We start from the raw sequence: 23176 nt of genomic DNA, 5'->3' as shown, positions 1-23176 counted from the left end.
CGCAAAATTACATATAGTAACATGTACTATCCATCGCAGAACATGAATGCTGTGAATTTAGTCCTATGTATTTCTTTTTAACTTTCATAGAAAGGCTCTATCTAAAATGCATTCACCATTATTTTCAAATAGTGCCAGCATTCCACCACCACTTACGCTTGAGCAAAAGCGAAATTTTATTCAAGTCGCACGTGGAAAACAGCCAGCCGATCTTGTATTTACGCATTGCCAGCTTGTCAATGTTTTTACAAATGAAATATATGCTGCCGATGTAGCTGTGCGCTACGGACGCATTGCGGGTATTGGCCCTGTGGGTAGCTTTCAGGGCAAGCAAACTATCGATGTACAGGGACAGTATCTGGTCCCTGGTTTAGTAGAGGCACACACCCATATAGAAGATGCTCTGTTGGTGCCAGGGGAGTTTGCCCGTGCGCTGGCCCCGCATGGAACCACCACCTGCGTTAGCGATCCCCATGAGATTGCCAATGTCGCGGGTGTGCCAGGACTGCGCTGGATGCTGGCGGCGGCTGAAAATATTCCGTTGCGCATGCTGTTTACCCTTCCATCCTGTGTACCTGCCAGCCCTTATGAGAGCGCCGGGGCTGAACTGGTGGCGGAAGATCTTTTAGAACTGGCTCATGATCCGCGCATTGCATCAGTGGGCGAGGTTATGAATTATCCAGGTGTGTTGGATGGGGATGAGGTGCTTTTGGATATGATTGACCTTGGACGTCCGGGGCGGGCGACACCGCTGGGGCTGGCTGTCGATGGACATGCACCTGAACTGGTTGGGCTGGATCTGTGCGGCTATGTGGCTGCTGGCGTACAGTCGGATCACGAATCGGTGAGCGCGGAAGAGGCTTTGCAGAAGGCACGTTTGGGAATGTGGTTATGGATACGGGAGGGCTCGACACGTAATCTGGATGCTTTGCTGCCTGTGGTGTTGCAGCAGCAGCCGGAGCGGGCGGGCTTTGTCGCTGACGATCGTACTCCCGGTGATCTATTGTATGAGGGTGACCTGGATTATATTATCCGCCAGGCTGTACAGCGTGGCCTGGACCCGGTGCAGGCGATTAAAATGTCGAGCTTGCATCCAGCTTCCTACTTTGGTTTTAAAGATCGTGGCGCGATTGCTCCTGGCTACCTGGCTGACCTGCTGGTGGTCCCAGATTTATATGATTTTCGGCCGCGCCAGGTTTATGTGGGGGAGCCCTGGTGGCCGAAAATGGCCAACCTTTGTTTGATGCTCCTGCGTTGCCCGAGGATTGGCGCGAAGCGGTCGAACAGACAATTAATTTGCGCGCTTTCTCTGTGGAGCGTTTGCGTCTGCCTGGTCAGCATGGTCCCGCTCGCGTGATTGGCCTTATTCCAGATCAGATTGTGACTGACGAATACCTGCTAGATGTACGCGAAGAGGCTGGAGCGCTTTGTGCGGATGTGGAGCGCGATATCCTCAAAATTGCGGTGGTGGAGCGCTATGGACGTGGTCGGGTCGGGGTTGGCTTGCTCAATGGCTTCGGCCTGCGCAGCGGTGCGATTGCCTCCTCTGTAGCGCATGATGCGCATAATATTGTTGTCGTGGGCACCAACGATGGAGATATGGCCCTGGCGGTCCAGGAGATCGAGCGTTTACAGGGTGGTCTGGTTGTGGTTGAGCAGGGTAAAGTGCTAGATGCTCTCCCCTTGCCAATTGCTGGTATCGTTTCACCGCTTCCCGCGGCCAAAGTGGCCGCCATCATGGAACGCCTGGAGTCTTTGGTTGCCGGCCTCGGCGTAACAATTGCTCATCCATTTGGTTTCCTCTCATTTCTAGCGCTCAGTGTTGTCCCTCGACTCAAGATCACTGATCTCGGCCTCCTCGATGTGGATGCATGGAAAATTATTCCTATTCAGGATGAGGAAGCCGAAGTGTAACCCTGTCCCCTCTCGACATAAGCATACACTCACGTCCGGCCAGCAAGATGGTTTAATATCTTCTGACTGGACGTTTTTTTGTTGACATAATAGATGCTTTTATTACTGCTTACTCCAAAATAAAAATTTATTGTCAACTTTAACTGGTATTATAGTACTGTCTGAACCCGGATGATATAGAAATTTTTTTGTGTATAGATATACAATTATAACCGCCTGAGGACAGCACCGAGCCTGTTATTGAGAATTGTCTTTCGCTCAAATTTTTATATTGGCAACTGTGTATACTACGTGTGGATGTTTCTTAGAGCGCTTCAGACTCCCATACGTACATGCGCTAATACGCCCGAAGCATGTTAAATGCGTGATGCAGAACTTATGCTATGCACAAATCCAACATCACGCAAGAAATGTATTATCATCTTTCATCCATTCAGTACTTAAAAATGCAGGTATAGTAGTGAAAAATTCAATTATGTTAATATCTAACACAGCATAAAAAGTTTCCAGCCATTTTCATGTGTTGGTGCAAGAAATCATCAAACACATTTTCTGTGTTGGTGTAAAAAGTGCGCATTGCGCACTTTTTACACCAACACAGAAAAAATGAAGCGGGCGCGTCAGCGCACGTCCGCAAGGGAGCCACATGCTTAGACTCCCATAAAAATGGGAGTCTAAGCACAAAAACCAGCATCGCTTTAAATTCATATGTGGTAAATGGTAGGTTTGGTAAAGGGGTATAGTTGCTATGGAGACACGCGTACCTACAGCATATCGGATGTATCTACAATTCTCAAATGGCCCTCTCGCTCAACAAAGATATGAAATTCCTCTTTCTCTCTCTATTTCGATTGGCAGCTCGTTGAGTGATACGATCAGGATACCTACTCTTCAGCCGGGGCATGCACACATCTGGCAAGATCATGAACATTTGATGATCGGCGTGTCTAATGTGGCTAATTATCTAGCCATCAATCAAAAGCGGACACACAGAGCTGAATTGCATGATGGCGATACGATTACATTGGGCGATTTTGGGGTTATGTGCCAGCTACAGGTCGTGTATCAACCAGTTCGCAAGCCAGTGCGAGAAAATGATCCCCCTGTGGACACTGTGATTGGCAAAGGACAATTATCACGTGTAATGCTGAAGCATGCCACACATACATCACAGCCTGTTGTGGTCCCCGCCCTTGAAGAGCAGCCTCAGACATGCAATGAAGCCACCCGTTACCTATGTATGGCTGTTTATAGCGATGAAAATTTTTGCAATTATGTTAACAACAATATCCTTAATGAGGATATACGGACTTTTGGAGATACATCTGGCCTGGATGTACATGCGATTGCTCGCTGGACGCTGGCGGCCCGGCGGCGTTTTGTATTACGGGACATTGCGCTGGTTACCGCTTTTGTCTTGGGTCTATGGCTGATTGGACCTGGCCTTGCTATTTTTGGCTTGCTATCATATTTATTGCCCTTTATACTTTGCTGGTTGATCCTGATTGTTGAGCGTTGCTGGTGCTATTATGGGCCCGAGGTCGGGAAACTACGCCGTAGTAACTTTACGCCAGGTGTAGGAGGCGTGGCATTGCCAACCTCGGTGGAGTGGAACTTGAATATGGGGTTGCCACAGAAACCAGGGAATGTGGTGGTCTATAGTGGCTTCTCTCCATTTGTAGGTGCTGGCGTGAATGTAAAGAACTGGTCGTTTGTGATAGATATCACGAAAGGCAAGGATTTGTTGGGGAAGAAGGCCCATCCCAAATCTTTTACTTTGAGCGAACTTTACAATACGCTGGCTAGCGATATGAAGAAACTAAATTTGACTGGTCTGACCGTAGAGGATAAATTATATGTCGATGGCAAAGAGATTGGTGAGAGGCGAGAATTTTTGCCTAATCCGTTTGCTCATCCTGTAACATGGTTAGATGATACAATTCTGCTTAAGTATAAGGATCGGACTACCCCAGATCAAGCGGGTGCCAGTGAGCGCGCGGACGATGAGCATATTCGTTATTACCAATGCTACAAAGTAGATTTCTGGCAAGGGGATCTGGTACTTTCGTTTTTCTTAAGGTTTCATCGCATTGGCAATAATCTTCTGGTTGAAGGTAACGATTATTTGTTGCCCCCAATTGATGAACGCTATCGGGAGATTGATGAGATGCGCACACGCTTTGATCTACGCTGGCTCTTTAAGCTGCTTTTGCGCACGGCGGTTCCTTCGTCCCTGACAATGATTTTGCTGACACCCTATCGCCTGGTGGGCCATCTACTAAAAGACTGGCTGTTGGCCCGGCGACGGCGCACGCAGACAGAGATCGAGCATAAGCCTACCTTCGATTATGGTGCGACCACCAGTCTGCGTGAAATAGCCAGTTCAGCCACTTATCAGCGTCATTTCCAGCGCCTGGACCAGGAATACTACCTCAAGCTGATTGAATACCAATTATTGGTTTCCCTGACAGCGTTTATGGATGCCCATACTATCGATAGCACCCAGCTCAGGGAACGCCAGCAGGCGATTTTCAATGCCGGCATTATCTTCTCCTGAGCAATATATTACTAAATTTGGGGCCTATGTCCTTTAGGGGGAAAGCGGGGTGCAGGGGCGGCAGCCCCTGACGGAGCGCGAGGTGTCCTCGCCACCCACCTCTCCGTCCTTCCCCGGAAGGACGGAGAACCTAAATTTGTTCATTAAAATTGTGATATCGATCTTAGATATAACTAAGATCGCTTTTTTAATATCTTGTTGTCAATCTTTTGCAAAGTGTGTAAAATGAAACTATACTGTATTTTGCAGCTATATTGTTTTTAACTGGTGTCTGTTTATCCCGTATGGCGACTATTGGATGCGGTAGAGTTGGTGGGAGGAGTATATGTATGTCGCTTATGCGTGCACGAAAGCGGCTGGCACGGCAAAATCAATCTCAAATCCCCTTTCAGCCGATAGGTCGTAGTGTCAAAGCACGAATGGATAAAGTGCTGATAGATGATCGGCTTGTACCTGAATGTGTGGTGTTTCCTGCCCCTTTACAGGAAGAACTTGCGGCTCTCTGTACAGATATGAGCGAGGTCGTGGGTGGTAGTACGGTTGCCAGTGCCGGCTATCTGGGGTCAACGCTGGTGCGTTACATAACCAACATTTTTATGGCCCGTATGGTTTCGCCGGGCGTCTATGGTATGTTTGGTGAAATTTATAGCCTGACCTATATTCTGGGTTGGATGGCAAAATTAGGTTTTGATGTTGTCTTTGTGCGCCTTCTTCCCTCTTATCGCTTACAGAAAGCACCTGAGCTGATGGTGGGGTTGGCGCGTTTTATCCTATGGATCACCATTATTCTGGGCCTGCTTATCAGTTTACTCTTCTTTGTATGGACGCCGCGAATCGCCTTGCTTTTCTATCACGATACCTCCTGCCTTTTGCTTTTGCAGGAGACAAGTTTGCTTATTCCTCTCATTGCCCTCCAAACGGTCATTACCGCGGGCCTGCAGGCCTTCAAAGAAGTACTCTGGAAAATGTGTGTTGAGCGTTTAGTGCAGCCTATTCTGACGTTGCTGGTGCTGGTAGTAGTCTTTCTACTTGGGTGGAAAATGGAGGGGCTTAGCTTTTCTACCATCGCTGGCTACGCCTTTTCCGTGCTGATTGGGCAGTTTGTACTCACAAAGATTATTAAGCAGCATACTAGCCGGGTGCGTGCCCGCTATCAGGCGAGGTTATGGATGGCTTTAACGCTGCCGATGTTTTTTAATGGTCTGGTTTATGCGCTGGCCGATACCGTTAACGCGATCTTGCTTGGATTCCTGGCTATGCCCAGCCAGGCCGCCGGTTATCTGATTGCCGAGCGGGCCGCCATGTTTGTAACTATGCCAATGGCGGCCCTCTCCGTTCGCTATACCCCCTTGATTGCTGAATATTATTACCATGGTCTCCTGACGCGCATCCAGCAAATGTACATCGCCGTCACGCGCTGGTCTGTCTCATTGAGCCTGCCAATATTTCTCTGGTTTCTGGTCTTTCGACAATCAGTGTTGGAGGGATTTGGTGCAGAGTATGTTGGATATGAGAATGTGTTGATTATTGTTTGCATCGGCTTTCTGGTTTATGCTGTCCTGGGCCCGGCTTCATATATTTTTGCTATGGTCGGGCCACCACGCTTGATTATGATCAATAGCACGCTCTCTATTGGAGCCAATATCGCGCTTTCGTTTATACTGATACTCCATTATGGAGCCCTGGGAGCCGCGCTGGGAGTCTTTTTTTCGGCTATCATCACTTATGGAATGAGCTTTTGTTGGGTGAGCTGGCGCTTGAAAATGCAGCCGTTTCGCTGGGAACTATACAAGCCATTAGTTGCTGGAGGGATCGCCTCTTTGATTGGAAGCCTCTTGCTGCAATGTATCCAGTATGAAACTGCTGGCTTTCGCTGGCTTGAAATCCTCGTAGCTATGGTCCTTTTTTTTTGCATCTACTGTTACACGCTCGTCCTCTTACGCTTCTGTCCCGAAGATCTATTCGTCTTTGCGCGCCTCTTCGGCAAGTTCGGACTACGCCCGCTTACCTGATGTGCATGCATTATACACTCCACACCTCCAACCCGGCGCCGTAGGCGCCAAAGAGGAACTTAAAAAAAACCTGGAAAAGCTAAGAATAATAGAGGGTATTATCGGTAATGTGTTATGATTGCAGTAACCAATGAAAATGTAGCGTTTCCCCTGTTGCTTTTTTGCATTGTAGTGCTGCAATGTTAGCGTCCACAGCTGGAGGTTTTCATATGGCTTTTCACCCATATCGGGATACCTATCATTTATTTCCCTCTGTTCCTTTGCCGCCACTTCAATTATTGCGGCAGCGTTTCCCTCGTGAGCGCCTTGAGAACGTAGTTGAGGCGGTGGTAGAGGCTTTAGCGGGCCAGCATCTGGCTGAGCAGATCAAGCCGGGGGCTCGTATAGCGATCACGGTAGGCAGTCGAGGGATCGCGAATCGCGGACCTGGCTTTGATTGTGTGCGGGCCGTGGCCAGTACCCTGAAAGGCTACGGCGCTGAACCGTTTATTGTGCCTGCCATGGGCAGCCATGGTGGTGCCACTCCTGAAGGTCAACGTGCGATCGTAGAGAGCCTGGGGGTAACTGAGGAATACTGTGGCATCCCCATTATCTCATCTCTCGAAGTGGATCTGTTGGGTACCCTCCCTGATGGGTTGCCTGTGTATATAGATCAGGTTGCTAATGCTGCGGATGGTATTGTGGTGCTCAATCGTATCAAGCCCCATACTGATTTTACCGCTCCCATTGAAAGCGGCTTATCAAAGATGCTGGCCATTGGATTGGGCAAGCACCAGGGCGCATTGACCCTTCATTCCTGGGGCCTGGATGGCTTGCGGGTGCAGATTTCTGAGGTGGCAAAGTTTTCAGTTGCGCATGCTCCCATTTTGTGTGGGCTGGCAGTTATTGAGAATGCCTATGACGAGGTGGCTGAAGTAGTATGCCTGCCACCGGAAGGTATTGGTACTGAGCCAGAACGTTCTCCTCTTGGATCGGGCTCGTTCTTTGATGCCGCGTTTGCCGTGGAATGACCTGGATGTGCTGATAGTTGATGAAATGGGAAAAAATATCAGTGGGGCTGGTATGGACCCTAATATCATTGGACGCATGCGTTGGGGCCCACAAAAGCAGACTGCGGTCGAGGCTACCACTATTGCGGTATTGCGTCTGACCGAGGCATCACATGGTAATGCGATTGGCCTGGGGCAAGCAGATTTCACCACGGCCAGTGTGTACGAGCAACTGGATAGCCAGTCCTTTTATATTAATAGCCTTACTGCCGGTGTGATCGCGCTGAATTCTTCCAAAACTGCCGCTGATACTGGAGACCGAGCGTGAGGCGGTCGCGGCGGCTATTCGCAGTTGTGGTCGACCAGATCTTAATCAGGTGCGCCTGGCACGCATCAAAAATACTCTGAGCCTGGAATATATCCTGGCCAGCCCGGCCAGCCTGGAATTTTTACGCTCTGATTGTGATATTGAACAAATTGGGATCCAGTCAGCCTTTTTATCTGGCTGATGAGCATAATTTGTACCTTTTGAGCATATTTTGCGCGCTCACGCATAGTTCGGGCAGGCTTGCAAGGCCGACTTATTGCTCTGACTTTTGCTTGATATAAACGCGAAGCATATATAGAAAGTGAATGATGCCTTATGGATACCTCGGAATTATCTCCTACATCTGGATCATTACATACAATTCAGCCCGGCATTGTGGCGCGTGGAGAGCCATTGAGCTCAATGAGGTCGCTATTTTTGCTCCACCCTAAAGATGATGTGGCGATTGCCCGCGTTCCGCTTAGCCGCGGCGTTGTTTTGCGCCTGCCGGGTGAACCAGCCGTCTCTATAGAGGTCGCTCAGCGTGTGCTCTCGGGCCATAAAGTGGCGCTGCATGCGGTGGCTGAAGGCCAACCTGTACGTCGCTATGGATCAGTAATCGGTTTTGCCTCGCGACCAATTGCGGCCGGTGAGCATGTCCACACCCACAATCTCTCGGTTGGAGAATTGCAGCAGCAATACGAATATGGAGTAGATGTGCATCCGGTGCTTATGTGCCTGAGGGGCAGCGCCGCACTTTTATGGGATACCGCCGTCCTGATGGTAAGGTGGGGACCCGCAATTATGTGGCGATTATCAGCTCAGTTAATTGTTCCGCCTCAACGGTACGTGCGATCCAACAACGTTTTGGACCCGAAGTGATGCGTGCCTATCCCAATGTCGATGGCGTGATTGGTCTGACGCATAAGAGTGGTTGTGGGATGCGTACAGGGAGCGCCGCGGTTGAGCAACTGCAACGCGTATTGTCGGGATGGCGCTGCATCCTAATATTGGGTGCCTATCTGCTGGTTGGATTAGGTTGTGAGAGCAACCAGTTACAGGATATGATTCAGGCCATGCAGCTTGATGGGGCGCAGCAATGGAAGCAGCCATACTTTTTAACGCTGCAGGAAAATCATGGCGTGGCTCATACTGTCGCTGAAGGCGCCCGCATTGTCGGCGAGCTCTTACCACAGGTGAATGACGTGCAGCGTGAAGAAGTGCCAATTTCAGAGTTGAAGCTTGCACTCCAATGTGGTGGTAGCGATGGTTGGAGTGGTATTACCTCTAATCCCGGTCTGGGATTCTGCGTGGATGAGCTGGTGCGCCAGGGCGGGACTGCGGTGTTTGAGCGAGACCCCTGAAATTTATGGGCGGAACATATTCTCTTGCGTCGTGCCCGCAGCCGTGAGGTTGGTGAGGCCTTTGTGGAGCGCCTGCGCTGGTGGGAGCACTATACAGCTATCAATGATATGGAGATGAACAATAATCCTTCTCCAGGAAATAAGCTGGGAGGTCTGACCACCATTTATGAGAAGTCCCTGGGAGCAACCGCCAAGGGGGGCACCACACCACTCAATGCCGTTTATACCTATGCACAACCCATTACCGAACGTGGCCTGGTCGTGATGGATACACCCGGTTATGATCCTGTTTCGGTAACGGGTCAGGTTGCCGGCGGCTGCAATATCATTGTTTTTACGACCGGCCGTGGCTCGATGTTTGGCTTTAAACCTGCACCATCGATTAAAGTCTCCTCCAATACACCCCTGTATGAAAATATGCCAGATGACATGGATATTGATGCTGGCGTAGTCCTCGATGGTGTCAGTACTGAGGAAGTAGGGCGGCGTATTCTGGATGAGGTAATTGCGGTGGCCAGTGGTAAGCAAAGTAAAAGTGAGGCACAGGGACTGGGTGAAGAGGAGTTCGCGCCCTGGATACTGGGAGCCACGATGTAGCGCTTGCTCGTAGGTGCGGCCCGCCGCACCTACGTTTTGGGTGTGAAGAGCAATAAGCGCCCGCGAGGGGCGCATCTACTGCGCTTGAACTTATGCCAGTGTTGTAATTGATTGCTCGACGGAGCGCTCATTATTCCATTGGCGTGGCAGCAGGGAGCCTCGATGACTGTCGGGCCCGCATGCTTTGTCGCGTTCTGGATGGCCTGGCTTAGTTCTTCTGGCGTTGTTACTCGCACGCTCTCCGCGTGAAAAGCTCGTGCCAGGGCTATATAGTCGGGAGCTAATAGATCGGTGGCGATATAGCGGCTTTCATAGTTGCGCTGCTGATCTGTTTTTACCCTGTAAAGGTCGCGTCATTAAAAATAACTATAATGACTGGAAGCTTCTCCTGGGCTGCGGTTGCCAGCTCACTGCTATTCAAAAGGAAACCACCATCTCCGCACAACGCGATCACCGGACGTCCAGGATGTGCGACCTGCGCACCAATAGCAATTGGTAAGCCACTACCAATTGTGCAGAGCTCGGCAGGATGAATGAATGTACGTGGCTGGCGCATCGTCAGGTGCTGGGCTGCAGCATAACCCAGCATGGTCATATCCGCCACCACCACTGTATCAGCTGGCAATTGCGCCAGCGCATCTTGTACGCCTTCCAGCATATTAAAATTTATACCCTGAAAGTCTACTGTATGTAGATAGAGAGCTTCGCGTAAATCATCCAGTGCACTATATGGTGCGGTGCGCTCCTGTGGAAATTCCTTTAAAAATTTATAGAGGGCCTCTAATGCCACCCTGGCGTCGGAGATAATACCAATCTGGGTGCGATAATTGTGCCCAATCTCCGTTGGATCGATATCGATATGGATCAGGCGTTTGGGGAAAGGTAAGCGGCGGTCGGCGGTTCTTTCAGCCCCAAGCTTGCTTCCTACGACCAGTACTGCATCACGGGTCGCGATAAAGGCATCCAGCTCTAATGGGAGATTATCGTTGGTGGAAAGTACCAATGGATGTTTGGTGGGCAATACATCGTGGCTCTTACTGCCGAGGAGGACCGGGGCCTGAAGCAGTTCGGCCAGTTGGAGTAATTGTTGATTGGCATTTGCTGCCGTGACTCCGGCGCCTGCCACAATTAAAGGACGCTCAGACTCGCGTAAGATCTCTACCGCTTCTGTGAGCGCTTCGATATTGGGCAGCGGGCGCTCAAAGGGACCAGGGATTGTAATATCTACATCGGCGGCCTGGCTGAGCAGGTCGCAAGGAATCTGCACATAAGCGCCGCGTGGCCTTCCTTGCAGCATGACGCGGAAGGCATCATGAATGGCCTCGGAAATCTCTTCTACGTAGTTGACTGTGCGTGTCCAGCCTACCAGGGATTGCATGACACCCAGCTGATCTTTGATTTCATGTAATTCTCCACGGCCATGTCCCTGTGCTGCACGAGATTGCGAACTACTGATAATCAATAACGGTACAGAGTCGGCATAAGCGCTGGCCGCCGGAGTGCACACATTGGTTAAACCAGGTCCTGTGATCGTACAAACAACCCCTGGTCGTCCAGTTGCGCGTGCATAGCCTTCGGCCATAAAGCCAGCACCTTGCTCGTGGCGGGCTAGAATGTGCCGTATCCCGGATTCATTATAGATAGCATCATAGATTGGTAATGTATGAACACCGGGAATGCCGAAAATTGTATCAACATTATTTGCGCGTAATGCGGCGATGACTGCTTGTGCGCCAGTGAGATGCTGCCTGTTGGTCACGCGTGAGACTCCTCAATTATTTTTATATCAACATTTATTTAAACACAGTGATAGGACGCCTGGCCGGACGTCCCATGAATATATTAATACTCTTTTTTATTCACATGCTTTCAAGAGCCTGGTGTAAAAAGTCAATTTTTTACGAGCCAGTTACAGCTTACCACATCTTCAGTTATCAAGCACCTGCAATGGGACTGGTATCTTATTGTATAAGTTATGCGGTTCATCTTATATCCCTATGGATAAGAATTATTCCTTATTTTAGCTATCGTAGCTCGCTTGTTTTTCGATTTTAATGATTAGCGTGCGCATAGCTGCTTGCTTCAAAAAATTGCCAGTGGCGGCGGTGTGAGCAAAAATCAATTTTAATCGCTCTTTCTATGTTTCCGAGTACCCAAAAGCACCATTTTTTTAAGTTTTTGCTGTATGTTTTGCCGGAACATGGTATATACAAAGAAGAGCTATATGTGAATATGTTAAAGTGCTAATGCAGGCCCTGATTTGGGCGTATTAAAACTGAGTAGAAAGCGCTGATTGTTTATCGCGTGTCTCTTTTTGGTTTCTTTAGCCGATTGTTTTTTATAATGTGACATTAGCATGGTAACTTTTTCTAATTAAAGAGCGGCGAAGAAAGGTTTTTATTTCATTCCTATGAATTTCTCTATTAACTTAAAGCGTTTTCGTATCGGAAAGCACGAACGATACTTACTTGGTCTACTCGTGTTTGCGACATTAGTGCGCCTGCTTCTCATTTATTTTAATTGGCCCACCACTAATAGTGACGAAACAAATATGGGTTTGGTTGCTCGTCATATTGCTTATAATGGAGATTGGCCTATCTTCTTCTATGGTCAGCCATATATGGGGCCGGTAGAAGCTTATCTGGCCGCGCCATTATTTCATCTCCTGGGACCCTCGCTTTTTGCTCTACGCCTGGAACTCTTGCTCTTCTTCGTCTTATTTTTACTGGGAATGTATATTTTGACATCTTTGCTGCACACACAAAAACTGGGCCTTTTTGTGTGTCTGCTCTTTAGTTTTGGCTCCCCGGATGTAATAGCTCGTCAGTTGAAGGCTGTGGGTGAATATCCGGAGACCGAGTTTTTCGCGGTCGCTATCTGTGTAATCACTATCTGGTTAGCCCTATCAGTTTATGCAATCAGGGAAAACAAGCGCACCAGTGCGGGACGGATCTTTATCTATGGTGTTCTGGGGCTTATTATCGGCCTCTCTCTCTGGGTAGACATGTTAATCCTACCTTTTGTTTGTATGGGAATAGTTTTTTTATTGCTCTTCTGTCGACGCGAATGTTTTTCCTGGGCAGGCCTCAGCCTGGTTATTGGCACTTTAATAGGTCTGATCCCTTTGATTATCTATAACCTCAGCGTGCCATTTGACCAGAATTCGATCAATATTCTGTTACATATACATAACACGGGCACCAATGCTCATCCATCTCTCGGTCAGCAGTTTGTTGGTGCCTTTGGCGTCGGCATGCCAGGTGGACTGGGTTTAGATCCTGTTTGCTCACTGGATCAATTCCCCTATTTTGGACATGCGGCGAAATCTTGTATGTTAACCCATTTCAGTTGGAGTGCTGGCTATATTATCTTATGGTGTATTGCTACTTTTATGTCCCTCGCTACCATCCTGCAACTCTGGCAGGCGCGCCAGGGAAGCTCATTATGGCGGCCGGTATGGACATTTGAGCAGAAACGCCAGCTTATTATTGAATGTGGCCGTCTGATGGTCTTGATTTGTGCCATCGGGACCTTGTTTCTGTTTGTTACGAGTCCGGTTGCGGGCTCAACACCTGGGCCAACTTCTCGCTATTTAACATGCATGCTGATTTCAATGCCCATGATTTTGTGGCCTTTGTGGAAAGGCTTGATTGCGTCACTGATGAAATTTAAGTCGAAAGAGATACTTTTTCCTCTTATTCGGCTCACAGTGATTGGATTGATATTATTTGTCTTCGTCGCCGGTACATTTAGGGTTTTTATTGATGAGGTGCCGACTGCTCAGGCGGATTATCAGCGTCAGCAACAAGTGGTGCAGAATTTAAATAAGCTGAATCTCAAGTATATCTATTCAGAATACTGGACCTGCAACAACATTATATTTTTCAGCCAGGAAAAAATTATTTGTGGGGTTGTTACTCCGCAATTGAATGCTGGCTATAATCGTTATCCCGCTTTTTGGAAGGCTGTGCGCCAGGCATCTCGGGTAGGATATATCTTTCCCGTAGGTTCGGTTGAGGATCTGAACTTCATCAAGAGGTTGAAGATGAATGCTTTTCCCATTTTATATCAAAGCGTGCATATACCTGGATATCATGTCTACCTCCCCAAATAGCATTCACTATCAACAGAATTAGTAGATCTGTATTGCATTGAGTATGCGGGCGCATGCCCGCAAAAGAATTAGCAGACCTGTAAAGAGGGCATTCTTATCATCACTAAAGATAAGAATGCCCTCTTTATTATATTGATCGCGAAATTAGTAATTGATTTTTGTCGTTGCAAATAGATATATTTTGATGATGTAGGTCGATTGTTCATAATGAAGATAACTATAAAGTTTCCTCTGGTGCAATGTAAATTGAGAGGGCGATGTTCGTATGGAGAGGTTTCAATGCTGGTGGAGCTGGACGCACAAGAAGCAGCCAGGTTTCCGTGGTTGGGGCGTTGTCTTTTGCCTGCCCGGTAGTATGTTGATTTTATTATTGCTCTGCTGCTGTACCACTCTGGCGTTAGCACGGCCAACCCAGATTATGTATGCCGAATATAGTAGTTCGAATCCAGCGGCCAATGCTCTTTTGGCTGCTGCTCCTACCTCTGTTGCTGTGCATTTTTCGGCCCGGCTGGATATGCAGCGCAGCATGTTAGTTGTACTCGATGTCAATGGTAAGCAGGTCAGTAGCGGTTCTATGCATATAGATAGCACTGATCCCAGTACATTGATGGTGGATATGCAAGCCAATCAGTCAGAGATTTATATCGTAAACTGGCACACCGTTACTGAGGAGGGAAACTATCACGATGGTGGTAGTTTTCGTTTTTTTGTGCATATCAGCCCCCTACTCAAAAATGTTCTTGCGCAAGCTACTGCCGGAGCGTTTGCACAGCCTTCATCTCCGGCAAAGCAAGTTACAGGAGCCCATGCGGGAGCGGCTGCTGCGCCGCAGCCTGACAAGATCAGTGTCCCGCTATGGATCGCTGGTGTGATCGGGCTCTGCGGCTTAGCAGTCGGTGCTGGTGTCATGTGGTCGTTTTCACAGCAGGCGGAGCAACGGCGAGCGATTGCGTTGATTGTGCCAATTGATGATGAATGATGCACTATTTGTTAAGGTATCTAAAGTCCTCGCCGCATCAAGATTCGACTATCCTCTTGCGTGCCTGATGGATCAGTATGTCCGATCTCTTCAAAGCCGAGCTGCTGCCAGAAATGTTGTGCCTGTTGGTTGCGTTCCAGAATCGCTAACCGAATAGCCTGCGCACCCTGGTTGGAGGCCCATTCAGAAAAGATATGATAGATTCTTTCTCCTAATCTATGATTGCGTTCTTGTGGATCGAGTAGTAAAAGGTTGATATACCATTCGTATTCGGTAGGGTAGTTGCGAATGGCGTCTAAGATACCAACCAATTGTTCTGTTGGCGTAAAAATACCAATCAGTAGCTTATCATTATATGTTTTTCCCTCTGGAAGTTCGGTAAAGATATGTTGAGCTGTATCTGGTCCTGGTTTGCTGCCTGTCACGAACTCCACATAATCGGCGCAACGCTCATAGAGGTCCTGTACCCTGGCATTCTCTGCCAGTGTTAAATAGCGGATCACATAATCGGTGATCAGGGGAAGTGTTTCTTTTCTCATTTTGACAGTTACCTCTGCTCTTTTATATCTCATGCTGCCTACTGTTACGTTCCCTTCCTGTCATCCACATATAGTATTTCCTACTCCGACAGTATAGGCGGCTTAAGAGGTATAATATGCCTGAATGGTTACGTTATTTTTGTTTACTACTTCTACGTATACATATTATAAAGTGCATTCTTACCAGATCCCAGATGATCAATTAGTGTAGTGCGTGTTTGTGCCTTTGCGGGCGTGCGCAGACGCGCCCGATCTGGTTTTTATATGATGTTGTAGAAAAGGCGCAGAGCGCCTTTTCTACAACATCATATAAAAACGATTTTTAGGGTGTCGCAAACATAGCATATATGTAGGATGAGCCTGCGATCTGGGCTTATTAAAGCACTCCCAAGATGTATGTGTAAGATGAGGCTGTGGTCTGGGCTTATTGAAGCACTCCCAATATATCTTGTGCGTAGGGTGAGGCTGCGGTCTGGGCTTGTTAAAGCACTCCCAAGATGTTATGTGTAAAATGAGGCTGCGGTCTGGGCTTATTGAAGCACTCCCAATATATTGTTGTGTAGGATGAGGCTGCGGCCGCAGCCGCAGCCTCATCCTACACAACGAAACCCGGGCGAGCGCCGCAGGCGCGAGACAACCAGGCACACAATGCCCAATAATCAGTATGAAACAGAAAAAATTGATATTTTCCTGTTTCATACGTCTTTTTTAATATAGCCTTAATATAGCCTCATCTCATTACGCTCTTCTTTGGAGAGAGGAAAAAAAGGAGTATCCACATGACAAATATGCCTGCTAAAAATCCTCAACCAGAGCCAAACGTTTCAAGAGCGATTCAATGTACGAATTGTCAGAAGACCTTTGTAATCGGTCTTGCCGATGGTGGCAAGGATATTCATTTCTTAAATATGATTAGCTGGGATTGCCCTTCATGTAAGAAGCACAATCTTACACCTTTCCTCACGACCATAGCCTCTTAATGCAAAAAGTTTGTTAGTTGTTATACCTATGCTGAGAGCATGGCTTTATTGAATTCCTATGCTCTCAGCATTTTTTTTGGCTTCCCTATATAGCTGATGGGCTGTTATGATACAGCCAGATAGTAAAGAAAGGGAAGCCAAGCATATGAAGATACTTATTTTGGGTGGTACCGTCTTTTTGGGACGTGCCCTGGTGGATAGTGCTCTGGGAGCTGGTCATGAGGTAACACTGTTCAATCGCGGGACTCATAGCGAAGTCCAGTATCCTGGGGTAGAGCAATTACATGGTGATCGGACCCAGGATCTCACACCTTTACATGGGCGAGAGTGGGATGCGGTGATTGACACCAGTGGCTATCATCCCGATGTTGTGCGTGCATCTGCACGCTTGCTGGCTAAAGCTGTGAAGCATTATACGTTTATCTCCAGTAAATCAGCATATGCTGATTTTTCGCAGCCAGGTGTGAACGAATCGTCTCCTGTGGCCACGCTGACCGCTGAACAACTGGCCTCCACTGAGCAGATGCAGCCACCATATGGCGAGTTTTATGGACCTTTGAAGGCGCTTTGTGAGCAGGCGGTCGAGGAGGAGATGCCTGGCCGTGTCCTCAATTTGCGACCAGGCCTGATCGTAGGTCCATATGATGGTAGCGATCGCTTTACTTATTGGCCTGTACGTGTGGCTCGGGGAGGGGAAGTATTGGCACCCGGACGCCCTGATAAAATAGTGCAGTTTATTGATGTGCGCGATTTCGCTGCCTGGATTGTGAGTATGGTAGAAGCTGGCCAGACAGGCGTCTATAACGTTAATCGACCCGGTCAGCTGACTATGCAGCAGGTCCTGGAGGAGTGCAAGTCTGTCAGTGGCAGTAATGCAACCTTTACCTGGGTCAATGATGCTTTTCTGAATGCGCATGAGGTTGGTGCATGGATGGAGCTACCACTCTGGATTCCAGATAGTGATGCCGAGATGGCGGGCTTTTTGAGGGCCAGCGTTGCGCGGGCTCTGGAGGCTGGCTTAACCTTTCGGCCACTCGCTACCACGATTGAGGATACATTGGCCTGGGATCGAACGCGCGGGGCTGGTCCGCGCCGGGCTGGCATGGCCCCTGATCGTGAGACACAGTTGCTGGCGCTCTGGCATCAGCAGCCCTCGGCCTGAGTATGAACAATTTTGTGTATGCTGGAGTGGCAGCTTGCTTTACAGCAGCCATTCCAGCCCACATCACCAGGCTTTGGTTTAACTTAAATGTGAATGAAGGCTACCACCACAAAGGCAATAGCGGTAATCACATGCCAGAGACGAATATTTTTTTGTAGCGCCTTCTTGCGTAAAGCTGATTGATAGCGTAATCCAAACAGTACCAGGAAGGCCAGGATAATCCAGGCTACTATACCAGTTTTCATACGCATGCTGAGTTCTGTGAAGGGAAGAAAGTAGTATGCGGCATGGATAGTAGCCGCTGTTAAGACTATCCAGCCCCACAAAACATGTGATTTACGGAAAAAGAGGAAGCATTGGCGCAGTAAGCCTTGAAATGGCCTGATATTTTTCTTCTTTATCAGAATATAAAGTTGTCTGGATACCCATAGAGCCAACGAGGCCATTAATATGATTACTGCAATTTTTCCCGTGAGATTACTAATTTTTCCCAACCATCTACCGGAACCTTCATCTTTTGCTAATAATAAAGAAGCTATAGCAGCGCTATATATAAGCATAATTATGTATACCTCTCAGCATTTATTCCTTGATATTTTATCACCTCCCATATACTACATCCCTTGCATGAAAAAAAAATGAGAATAAAATCCTGTTCCTGTAAGAATATGACTTACTCTCATGATCTCCGCGATCTTCACACCTGCGTTTGAGCGCCCTTGGTGCTCAAGAAGTTTTCTTGTATGGTGCAAAAAGTGCGCCTGGCGCACTTTTTGCACCATACAAGAAAACAAATTCGGGCGCGTCAGCGCACGTCCACGCAAGAGTGGCACACTTCCCATGATGAGAGTAAGACACATTCTGTGTGTGTCTTACTCTCATGATTTCCGAGATCTTCACGCTTGAGTTTGAGCGCCAAAGGCGCTTAAGAAGTCTTCTTATGTGGTGTAAAAAAGTGCGCCCCAGCGCACTTTTTTACACCACATAAGGAAAAAGCTCGGGCGCGCCAGCGCACGTCCGCACAGGAGCGCGATGCTTCCCATGAGGATGGGGAGTAAGACACGTTCTTAAAATTGGTACCAGGGAACCTGAAAAGTGCTTGATGCACAGCTTCTTCTTTTTTTGATGATATTGTCTGCTTATTTAGTGCCTGATGTTATAATCTGAACTATTTTAGTATGTCCTGTTATCGTCTTTCATTGACATATTCTATTCTATGTGCTACATTTTTTCGTGTCGATTAATAGTCATAAGATGAGTTAAAGCTTGAAAAATCTATAGTACTTTTTAGTGTCTATATCTGATTACACATTTCAAGCAAGTCACAACTTCCTCGCCGTTAACCTCCACAAGTGCGTCATTGTAGGGCTGTGATTGCAATAGAGCGTTTTGCCTCTATGCATAAAGAGTATCTTCAGTCGAAAACCCGGCCATACACCAGGAATGGAAATACTTTGTCCAAAGAAGGAGAAAATGACATGGCAGGCAACAAATGTGTTGTATACGTGGAGCCAGGAAAAGTTGAGATCAAGAATATAGAGTATCCGAAACTAGAACTGGAGGCACAACATCGCAAATGCAATCATGGCGCCATCTTGCGTGTTATCGCTACTAATATTTGCGGTAGCGATCAGCACATGGTACGCGGACGTACTACTGCGCCAAAAGGTCAGACGCTGGGCCATGAAATCACTGGTGAGGTGATCGAGATTGGACGGGATGTCGAGTTCATTAAAACTGGTGATCTCGTCTCAGTTCCCTTCAATATTGCCTGTGGGCGTTGCCGAATGTGTAAGGCGGGTAACACTGGTGTCTGTTTGAATGTCAATCCTGCTCGCCCGGGGGCTGCTTATGGTTATGTAGATATGGGCGGCTGGGTTGGTGGCCAGGCTGAATATGTGATGGTTCCCTATGCTGACTGGAACCTGTTGAAGTTCCCTGATAAAGATCAGGCGATGGCGAAGATAAAAGATCTGACCATGCTTTCAGATATCTTTCCCACTGGCTATCATGGAGCATTTACCGCTGGAGTCACCACTGGTTCAACGGTATATGTGGCTGGTGCTGGCCCGGTTGGACTGGCCTGCGCGGCTTCCTGTCAGCTCTTAGGTGCCGCGGTCGTTATTGTTGGCGATATGAATCCCGATCGGCTGGCTCAGGCAAAGAGCTTTGGTTGTGAGACTGTGGATCTGCGTAAAAAAGCTGAGCTTCCAGATATGATTGCGCAGATTGTCGGTGAGCCTGTGGTCGATGCGGCAGTGGATTGCGTCGGTTTTGAAGCACGTGGACATGGACAAGGTGCCTCAGAGGCTCCTGCGACTGTGCTGAATGATGTGATGAGCATTACCCGTGCGGCCGGTCGCGTCGGCATTCCAGGTTTGTATGTGACGGGTGATCCTGGTGGTGTCGATGAAAGTGCCAGGAAGGGGCGTTTAGGCGTAGATATGGGTCTGGGATGGGCCAAATCTCTTTCATTCACGACAGGTCAGACCCCGGTGATGCGTTATCATCGGCAATTGATGATGGCCATTTTGAATGATAAGGTCCAGATTGCTAAAGCTGTGAATGCAACGGTTATTCCATTGAAGGATGCCCCCAAAGGGTATAAGGACTTTGATAAAGGGGCTGCTAAGAAGTTCATCTTAGATCCTCATGGATTGATCAAATAGCCAGCGTAGCTTGCGTGCGGGTGCTGAGGCACCCGCACTTTTTTTATTGTGATTTGTATACATTTATATATCTATAATGTGATTCACCTTTTTCATTTTTATATATTGTTGCAGTAAGGGTACGTCCGCGTCCTTACTACAACAATATATAAAAATTTTTGAGCGCTGCACGCGCGCTCCGTGCTGATATTTTATTTTTAATCAATATGGGGGGATGTATCCGAAAGAAAACGCGGCTGGACGGGTGTACTCCTATTCTAGCTTGCTGTAGGATTTGTATACTTTATAAATAGTCGCATTATTCTAATAGTTACGACTTTGCTTCTACGTGATTCGTGTTAGAAGGAAGGAGGGTACTGTCATGAAGAAGCAAATAGTTGAAATAAGTATGGTGGGAATGGTTGCGTTTCTGCTTGCCGTACTATTGATGGCAAATCCATTCACTACCACCCCCGCCCGTGCGGCCATTAATCCAACTGTGACAGCGGGTAAAGTCATTGATATTGATCTAACACAGCAGAAGATGACTGCCCTTGAAGGCGGTGAGGCAGTTTATTCTTCGCTCGTAATGACGGGGCGAGCAGGATTAGCGACCCCAACTGGCACCTATCATGTCTTCGCGAAAGAGAGTCCAACCACCTTCACTTCTCCATGGCCAGAAGGTTCGCCCAATTACTATGATCCAACCTATATCAATTATGCTCTGGAATGGAAAGCAGGAGGCTTCTATCTACACGATGCCTGGTGGCATACAGTGTATGGTCCCGGAACAAACGGATGGCATAATGATCCAACATATGGCTGGCAGGATGGGTCCCATGGTTGTATCTCCATGCCTTATGCGGCTGCCAAATGGCTCTATAATTGGGCTCCAATCGGAACCACGGTCCAGATCCATTATTAATTGCCGCGCTGCTTGTACGGCAAAAAGGCTCTCTGTGAGGGTTTGAACCGCACAGGCAGCGCGCGCCTGGGGGCGCGTCAGCGCTCCCAGGCCAGGTGTTGTCTTCTAGTGTGTGTGTAGCGTTACCAGGCCAGCGGGAGGGACCGTCAGGGCATGCAAGCCTGCGCTTAAGGTGAGTTCTCTTTGCTCGACACTATTGCCCCGGCAATCATAGATGTGTAGCTGGCGTGGTCCACTATCTTCCGTGACATCCAGCACGAGGCGCTGACCCAGGGTGCCATTGATAATGATCAGTTCTGGTGGCAGCGAAGCTGGAATGGGTAACACGTTATCCAGATAGGATACGATCAGGTGCTTTTGTTTGGTGGCAGCGCTGACGGTTGGATAGAGCACTTCTGGATGTGAAGGCATCAATGTGCCGTCCAGTAAGACGTCGCGTTGCTGGCGCCAGAATGTCAGCCAATAGCGCACAACTTCTAAATGAGCCGCTGGTATTTTATCGAGCAGCACCGAGATCTGTGGGACCGAGAAGAGGACGTTGATCAGTTGTAAGGCGACGACCTCGGCTGGCTCATCTGGATGCCACATCAACATGTCCGCATGGGCTGCGGTCTCACCGCACAGCAGGCGTATGTCCAGCGTACGAACACGATTAGTGATAAACTCATAAGGGCAATCGCCTGCACGGAACATGTTGCCGTATTTGCGCATGAGTGGCCCGACGTAGGATTGGCGGAACTCGATCAAGATATCTGGTTTTAAGGCTTTGAGGCGCGCCATGACATCTGTCAGCAGGCGATCAACGGCCTTATCGATGGATTGCTCATCACGCCCGTCTTCGCCCGCTGTAATTGGCCTGACAGCAACTGACGCCGGGGCTGCTGGATTTTGAGGGAAACGCGGTTCCGCTCGAAAAGCATCCACGAAGTCCAGTTTAAAACCATCTAGATCCCATTCAAGCAAGGCTTTTTCATAGAGCTGGATCAAATATTCGCGCACCTCTGGATAGCGTGGGTCCAGTACTCCAGCCCCTAGTCGCTCGATGGTATAGAGCAGACGGTTTTCAAAGCGTGACCAGACCTTGCTCTCTTTGCCCCACAAATGGAACTGAATACCATAAAATATACTTCATGCCTGACGCGTGTACGTTGGCCACATGCGCTTTCATGTCGGGAATCTTCTCTGTCGCGACTTCCCAATCGCCGCAATAAGCATAGCCGCGCTCATTATTGATGGTTTGCCAGCCATCATCCACAATGACCGCTTCACAACCGAGCTCTTTCGCAATGCGGCACTGGGCCTCCACCGCAGCTGGCTCTAAGTGTTGATGGAAGCTATACCAGGTCGAATACATTGGCAGCCGTGCGTGTTCAGGGGCAGGCAACGGTTCATACCCGGACTGTTGGGCCCACCACTGCTGCACCTCATGCAAGGCCCTATAGTAAGGGAGCGCACGCATATCCAGGCGCAACGTCGCCTCATAGTGAGATAATTCTGGTGAAGATTCCACAAAGAGATCCAGCGAGCAGTGTAGCTCTCCCGTCTCTTCGCTCACCCCGGTTTTAATCTCAACGGCCTCTAGCGCATCTGAGAAGGCAAACGTGAGCCGGTTTTCTCCTTGATAATTATAGAGGCTAATGACTGGCATCTGCGATGTCACTTTGGCGATATTTCCTCGGCTCCAGTCAGGCGCTATGCTTTTGTTGCGATCACTGCCAGAGTACCAGATGCTATAAATATCATGCATCGGCAGTGACCAGCTGATGTGGATGCGGGGAACGGGACTGGCCTGCCGACTATTGGCCGTAATGTGTAATGAAATGCGTGTCAGTCCAGCTTCTATCTCGGTCGCTGTATGTGTTGCTGTAAAGTTGTCACCAGTGCCTGAAATAGAAATTGTTGGTGTTGTAGTACGAATAGTTGTCATAACATTAAAACTCCATTGTTAGCAGTTCACATTGCCATAACCGAGAGTCTACCATATAAATAGCGCTTTATCCATCAGATATATTCAGGCAAAGATATTGCAGGGCTTTTTCATGTTCGTCTAGAGATCACGAGCAAGCGAGAAGATGGACATGCTTTCAGG

The 23176-nt window shown here is 48.4% G+C and carries 19 protein-coding genes and 1 pseudogene; 14 read left to right on the top strand and 6 right to left on the bottom strand.

Going from position 1 to position 23176, the window contains the following annotated elements; all coding sequences use genetic code 11:
* Nucleotides 1-106: 106 nt before the first annotated feature.
* The 8 genes and pseudogenes from EL645_RS31435 to EL645_RS43320 all read left to right on the top strand — a co-directional run bounded on the left by EL645_RS31435 (nt 107) and on the right by EL645_RS43320 (nt 9740).
* The gene (locus EL645_RS31435) at nt 107-1357 is read left to right on the top strand and encodes an amidohydrolase family protein (protein ID WP_126556397.1); all 1251 of its coding nucleotides are present in this window, start codon (nt 107-109) and stop codon (nt 1355-1357) included.
* Nucleotides 1321-1914, top strand: coding sequence for an adenine deaminase C-terminal domain-containing protein (locus EL645_RS31430; RefSeq protein WP_161977851.1), 594 nt, complete (start codon nt 1321-1323; stop codon nt 1912-1914). Before EL645_RS31435 ends, EL645_RS31430 begins: the two co-directional genes overlap by 37 nt.
* Before the next feature lie 748 nt (nt 1915-2662).
* Nucleotides 2663-4471, top strand: a complete 1809-nt coding sequence (locus EL645_RS31425) for an AbeC-like domain-containing protein (RefSeq protein ID WP_126556392.1) — start codon at nt 2663-2665, stop codon at nt 4469-4471.
* 329 nt (nt 4472-4800) lie between these two features.
* The gene (locus tag EL645_RS31420) at nt 4801-6483 is read left to right on the top strand and encodes an oligosaccharide flippase family protein (RefSeq protein WP_161977850.1); all 1683 of its coding nucleotides are present in this window, start codon (nt 4801-4803) and stop codon (nt 6481-6483) included.
* A gap of 209 nt (nt 6484-6692) precedes the next feature.
* Nucleotides 6693-7493 carry a lactate racemase domain-containing protein gene (locus tag EL645_RS31415; RefSeq protein ID WP_161977849.1) on the top strand — a complete coding sequence of 267 codons (801 nt, stop codon included), beginning with the start codon at nt 6693-6695 and terminating at the stop codon, nt 7491-7493.
* Nucleotides 7471-7800, top strand: coding sequence for a hypothetical protein (locus EL645_RS31410; protein ID WP_126556385.1), 330 nt, complete (start codon nt 7471-7473; stop codon nt 7798-7800). The genes EL645_RS31415 and EL645_RS31410 overlap by 23 nt, the downstream gene beginning before the upstream one ends.
* A gap of 315 nt (nt 7801-8115) precedes the next feature.
* Nucleotides 8116-8661 (top strand): UxaA family hydrolase, encoded by a 546-nt coding sequence (locus tag EL645_RS41660; protein ID WP_218032153.1) that lies wholly within the window; start codon nt 8116-8118, stop codon nt 8659-8661.
* Nucleotides 8568-9740: pseudogene (locus tag EL645_RS43320) on the top strand (UxaA family hydrolase). The gene EL645_RS41660 and the pseudogene EL645_RS43320 overlap by 94 nt, the downstream one beginning before the upstream one ends.
* Nucleotides 9741-9769: 29 nt before the next feature.
* Here EL645_RS43320 and EL645_RS44685 read toward each other — a convergent pair.
* Entirely contained in the window at nt 9770-10039 is a 270-nt protein-coding gene (locus tag EL645_RS44685; protein ID WP_281276485.1) for a thiamine pyrophosphate-dependent enzyme, read from the bottom strand.
* Nucleotides 10040-10074: 35 nt separating this feature from the next.
* Nucleotides 10075-11499, bottom strand: a complete 1425-nt coding sequence (locus tag EL645_RS31400) for a thiamine pyrophosphate-binding protein (protein ID WP_281276440.1) — start codon at nt 11497-11499, stop codon at nt 10075-10077.
* Between the two features lie 651 nt (nt 11500-12150).
* Here EL645_RS31400 and EL645_RS31395 point away from each other — a divergent pair.
* Together EL645_RS31395 and EL645_RS31390 are read left to right on the top strand one after the other, a co-directional pair.
* The gene (locus tag EL645_RS31395) at nt 12151-13854 is read left to right on the top strand and encodes an ArnT family glycosyltransferase (protein WP_136625324.1); all 1704 of its coding nucleotides are present in this window, start codon (nt 12151-12153) and stop codon (nt 13852-13854) included.
* A gap of 265 nt (nt 13855-14119) precedes the next feature.
* Nucleotides 14120-14833, top strand: a complete 714-nt coding sequence (locus EL645_RS31390) for a copper resistance protein CopC (protein ID WP_126556381.1) — start codon at nt 14120-14122, stop codon at nt 14831-14833.
* Between the two features lie 20 nt (nt 14834-14853).
* On the opposite strand, the gene EL645_RS31385 is transcribed toward EL645_RS31390, so the two are convergent.
* Nucleotides 14854-15372, bottom strand: coding sequence for a GNAT family N-acetyltransferase (locus EL645_RS31385; protein WP_161977848.1), 519 nt, complete (start codon nt 15370-15372; stop codon nt 14854-14856).
* A 779-nt stretch (nt 15373-16151) separates the two neighbouring features.
* On the opposite strand from EL645_RS31385, the gene EL645_RS31380 reads away from it, so the two are divergent.
* Nucleotides 16152-16352: a hypothetical protein gene (locus EL645_RS31380; protein WP_126556376.1), complete on the top strand. Its 201-nt coding sequence runs from the start codon at nt 16152-16154 to the stop codon at nt 16350-16352.
* 145 nt (nt 16353-16497) lie between these two features.
* Nucleotides 16498-17514, top strand: a complete 1017-nt coding sequence (locus tag EL645_RS31375; protein ID WP_126556373.1) for an NAD-dependent epimerase/dehydratase family protein — start codon at nt 16498-16500, stop codon at nt 17512-17514.
* An 83-nt stretch (nt 17515-17597) separates the two neighbouring features.
* Here the strand turns inward: EL645_RS31375 and EL645_RS39705 are convergent, their stop codons facing one another.
* Entirely contained in the window at nt 17598-17765 is a 168-nt protein-coding gene (locus tag EL645_RS39705; RefSeq protein WP_161977847.1) for a hypothetical protein, read from the bottom strand.
* A 1227-nt stretch (nt 17766-18992) separates the two neighbouring features.
* Here EL645_RS39705 and fdhA point away from each other — a divergent pair.
* The gene (gene fdhA, locus EL645_RS31365; protein ID WP_126556368.1) at nt 18993-20183 is read left to right on the top strand and encodes a formaldehyde dehydrogenase, glutathione-independent; all 1191 of its coding nucleotides are present in this window, start codon (nt 18993-18995) and stop codon (nt 20181-20183) included.
* A 361-nt stretch (nt 20184-20544) separates the two neighbouring features.
* Nucleotides 20545-21087, top strand: coding sequence for a L,D-transpeptidase (locus tag EL645_RS31360; RefSeq protein ID WP_126556366.1), 543 nt, complete (start codon nt 20545-20547; stop codon nt 21085-21087).
* Between the two features lie 105 nt (nt 21088-21192).
* Here EL645_RS31360 and EL645_RS31355 read toward each other — a convergent pair whose 3' ends face one another.
* Nucleotides 21193-22188, bottom strand: coding sequence for an alpha-amylase family protein (locus EL645_RS31355; protein WP_126556363.1), 996 nt, complete (start codon nt 22186-22188; stop codon nt 21193-21195).
* The gene (locus EL645_RS31350; protein WP_126556360.1) at nt 22151-23014 is read right to left on the bottom strand and encodes an alpha-galactosidase; all 864 of its coding nucleotides are present in this window, start codon (nt 23012-23014) and stop codon (nt 22151-22153) included. The genes EL645_RS31355 and EL645_RS31350 overlap by 38 nt, the downstream gene beginning before the upstream one ends.
* Between the last annotated feature and the right edge of the window lie 162 nt (nt 23015-23176).

This window comes from Dictyobacter kobayashii, from assembly GCF_003967555.1.
GTDB classification, from domain to species: Bacteria; Chloroflexota; Ktedonobacteria; order Ktedonobacterales; family Ktedonobacteraceae; genus Dictyobacter; species Dictyobacter kobayashii.
This window is presented reverse-complemented; position numbering and strand designations above follow the sequence as displayed.

Bases quoted from the DNA above. Each gene is read 5' to 3' on its own strand.
- EL645_RS31410 (WP_126556385.1), top strand. From the start codon at position 7,471: ATGCCGCGTTTGCCGTGGAATGACCTGGATGTGCTGATAGTTGATGAA.
- EL645_RS31435 (WP_126556397.1), top strand. From the start codon at position 107: ATGCATTCACCATTATTTTCAAATAGTGCCAGCATTCCACCACCACTT.
- EL645_RS39705 (WP_161977847.1), bottom strand. From the start codon at position 17,765: ATGCGTATGAAAACTGGTATAGTAGCCTGGATTATCCTGGCCTTCCTG.
- EL645_RS31395 (WP_136625324.1), top strand. From the start codon at position 12,151: ATGAATTTCTCTATTAACTTAAAGCGTTTTCGTATCGGAAAGCACGAA.
- EL645_RS31390 (WP_126556381.1), top strand. From the start codon at position 14,120: ATGGAGAGGTTTCAATGCTGGTGGAGCTGGACGCACAAGAAGCAGCCA.
- EL645_RS31380 (WP_126556376.1), top strand. From the start codon at position 16,152: ATGACAAATATGCCTGCTAAAAATCCTCAACCAGAGCCAAACGTTTCA.
- EL645_RS41660 (WP_218032153.1), top strand. From the start codon at position 8,116: ATGGATACCTCGGAATTATCTCCTACATCTGGATCATTACATACAATT.
- EL645_RS31425 (WP_126556392.1), top strand. From the start codon at position 2,663: ATGGAGACACGCGTACCTACAGCATATCGGATGTATCTACAATTCTCA.
- EL645_RS31385 (WP_161977848.1), bottom strand. From the start codon at position 15,372: ATGAGAAAAGAAACACTTCCCCTGATCACCGATTATGTGATCCGCTAT.
- fdhA (WP_126556368.1), top strand. From the start codon at position 18,993: ATGGCAGGCAACAAATGTGTTGTATACGTGGAGCCAGGAAAAGTTGAG.
- EL645_RS31375 (WP_126556373.1), top strand. From the start codon at position 16,498: ATGAAGATACTTATTTTGGGTGGTACCGTCTTTTTGGGACGTGCCCTG.
- EL645_RS31420 (WP_161977850.1), top strand. From the start codon at position 4,801: ATGTCGCTTATGCGTGCACGAAAGCGGCTGGCACGGCAAAATCAATCT.
- EL645_RS31360 (WP_126556366.1), top strand. From the start codon at position 20,545: ATGAAGAAGCAAATAGTTGAAATAAGTATGGTGGGAATGGTTGCGTTT.
- EL645_RS31415 (WP_161977849.1), top strand. From the start codon at position 6,693: ATGGCTTTTCACCCATATCGGGATACCTATCATTTATTTCCCTCTGTT.
- EL645_RS31350 (WP_126556360.1), bottom strand. From the start codon at position 23,014: ATGACAACTATTCGTACTACAACACCAACAATTTCTATTTCAGGCACT.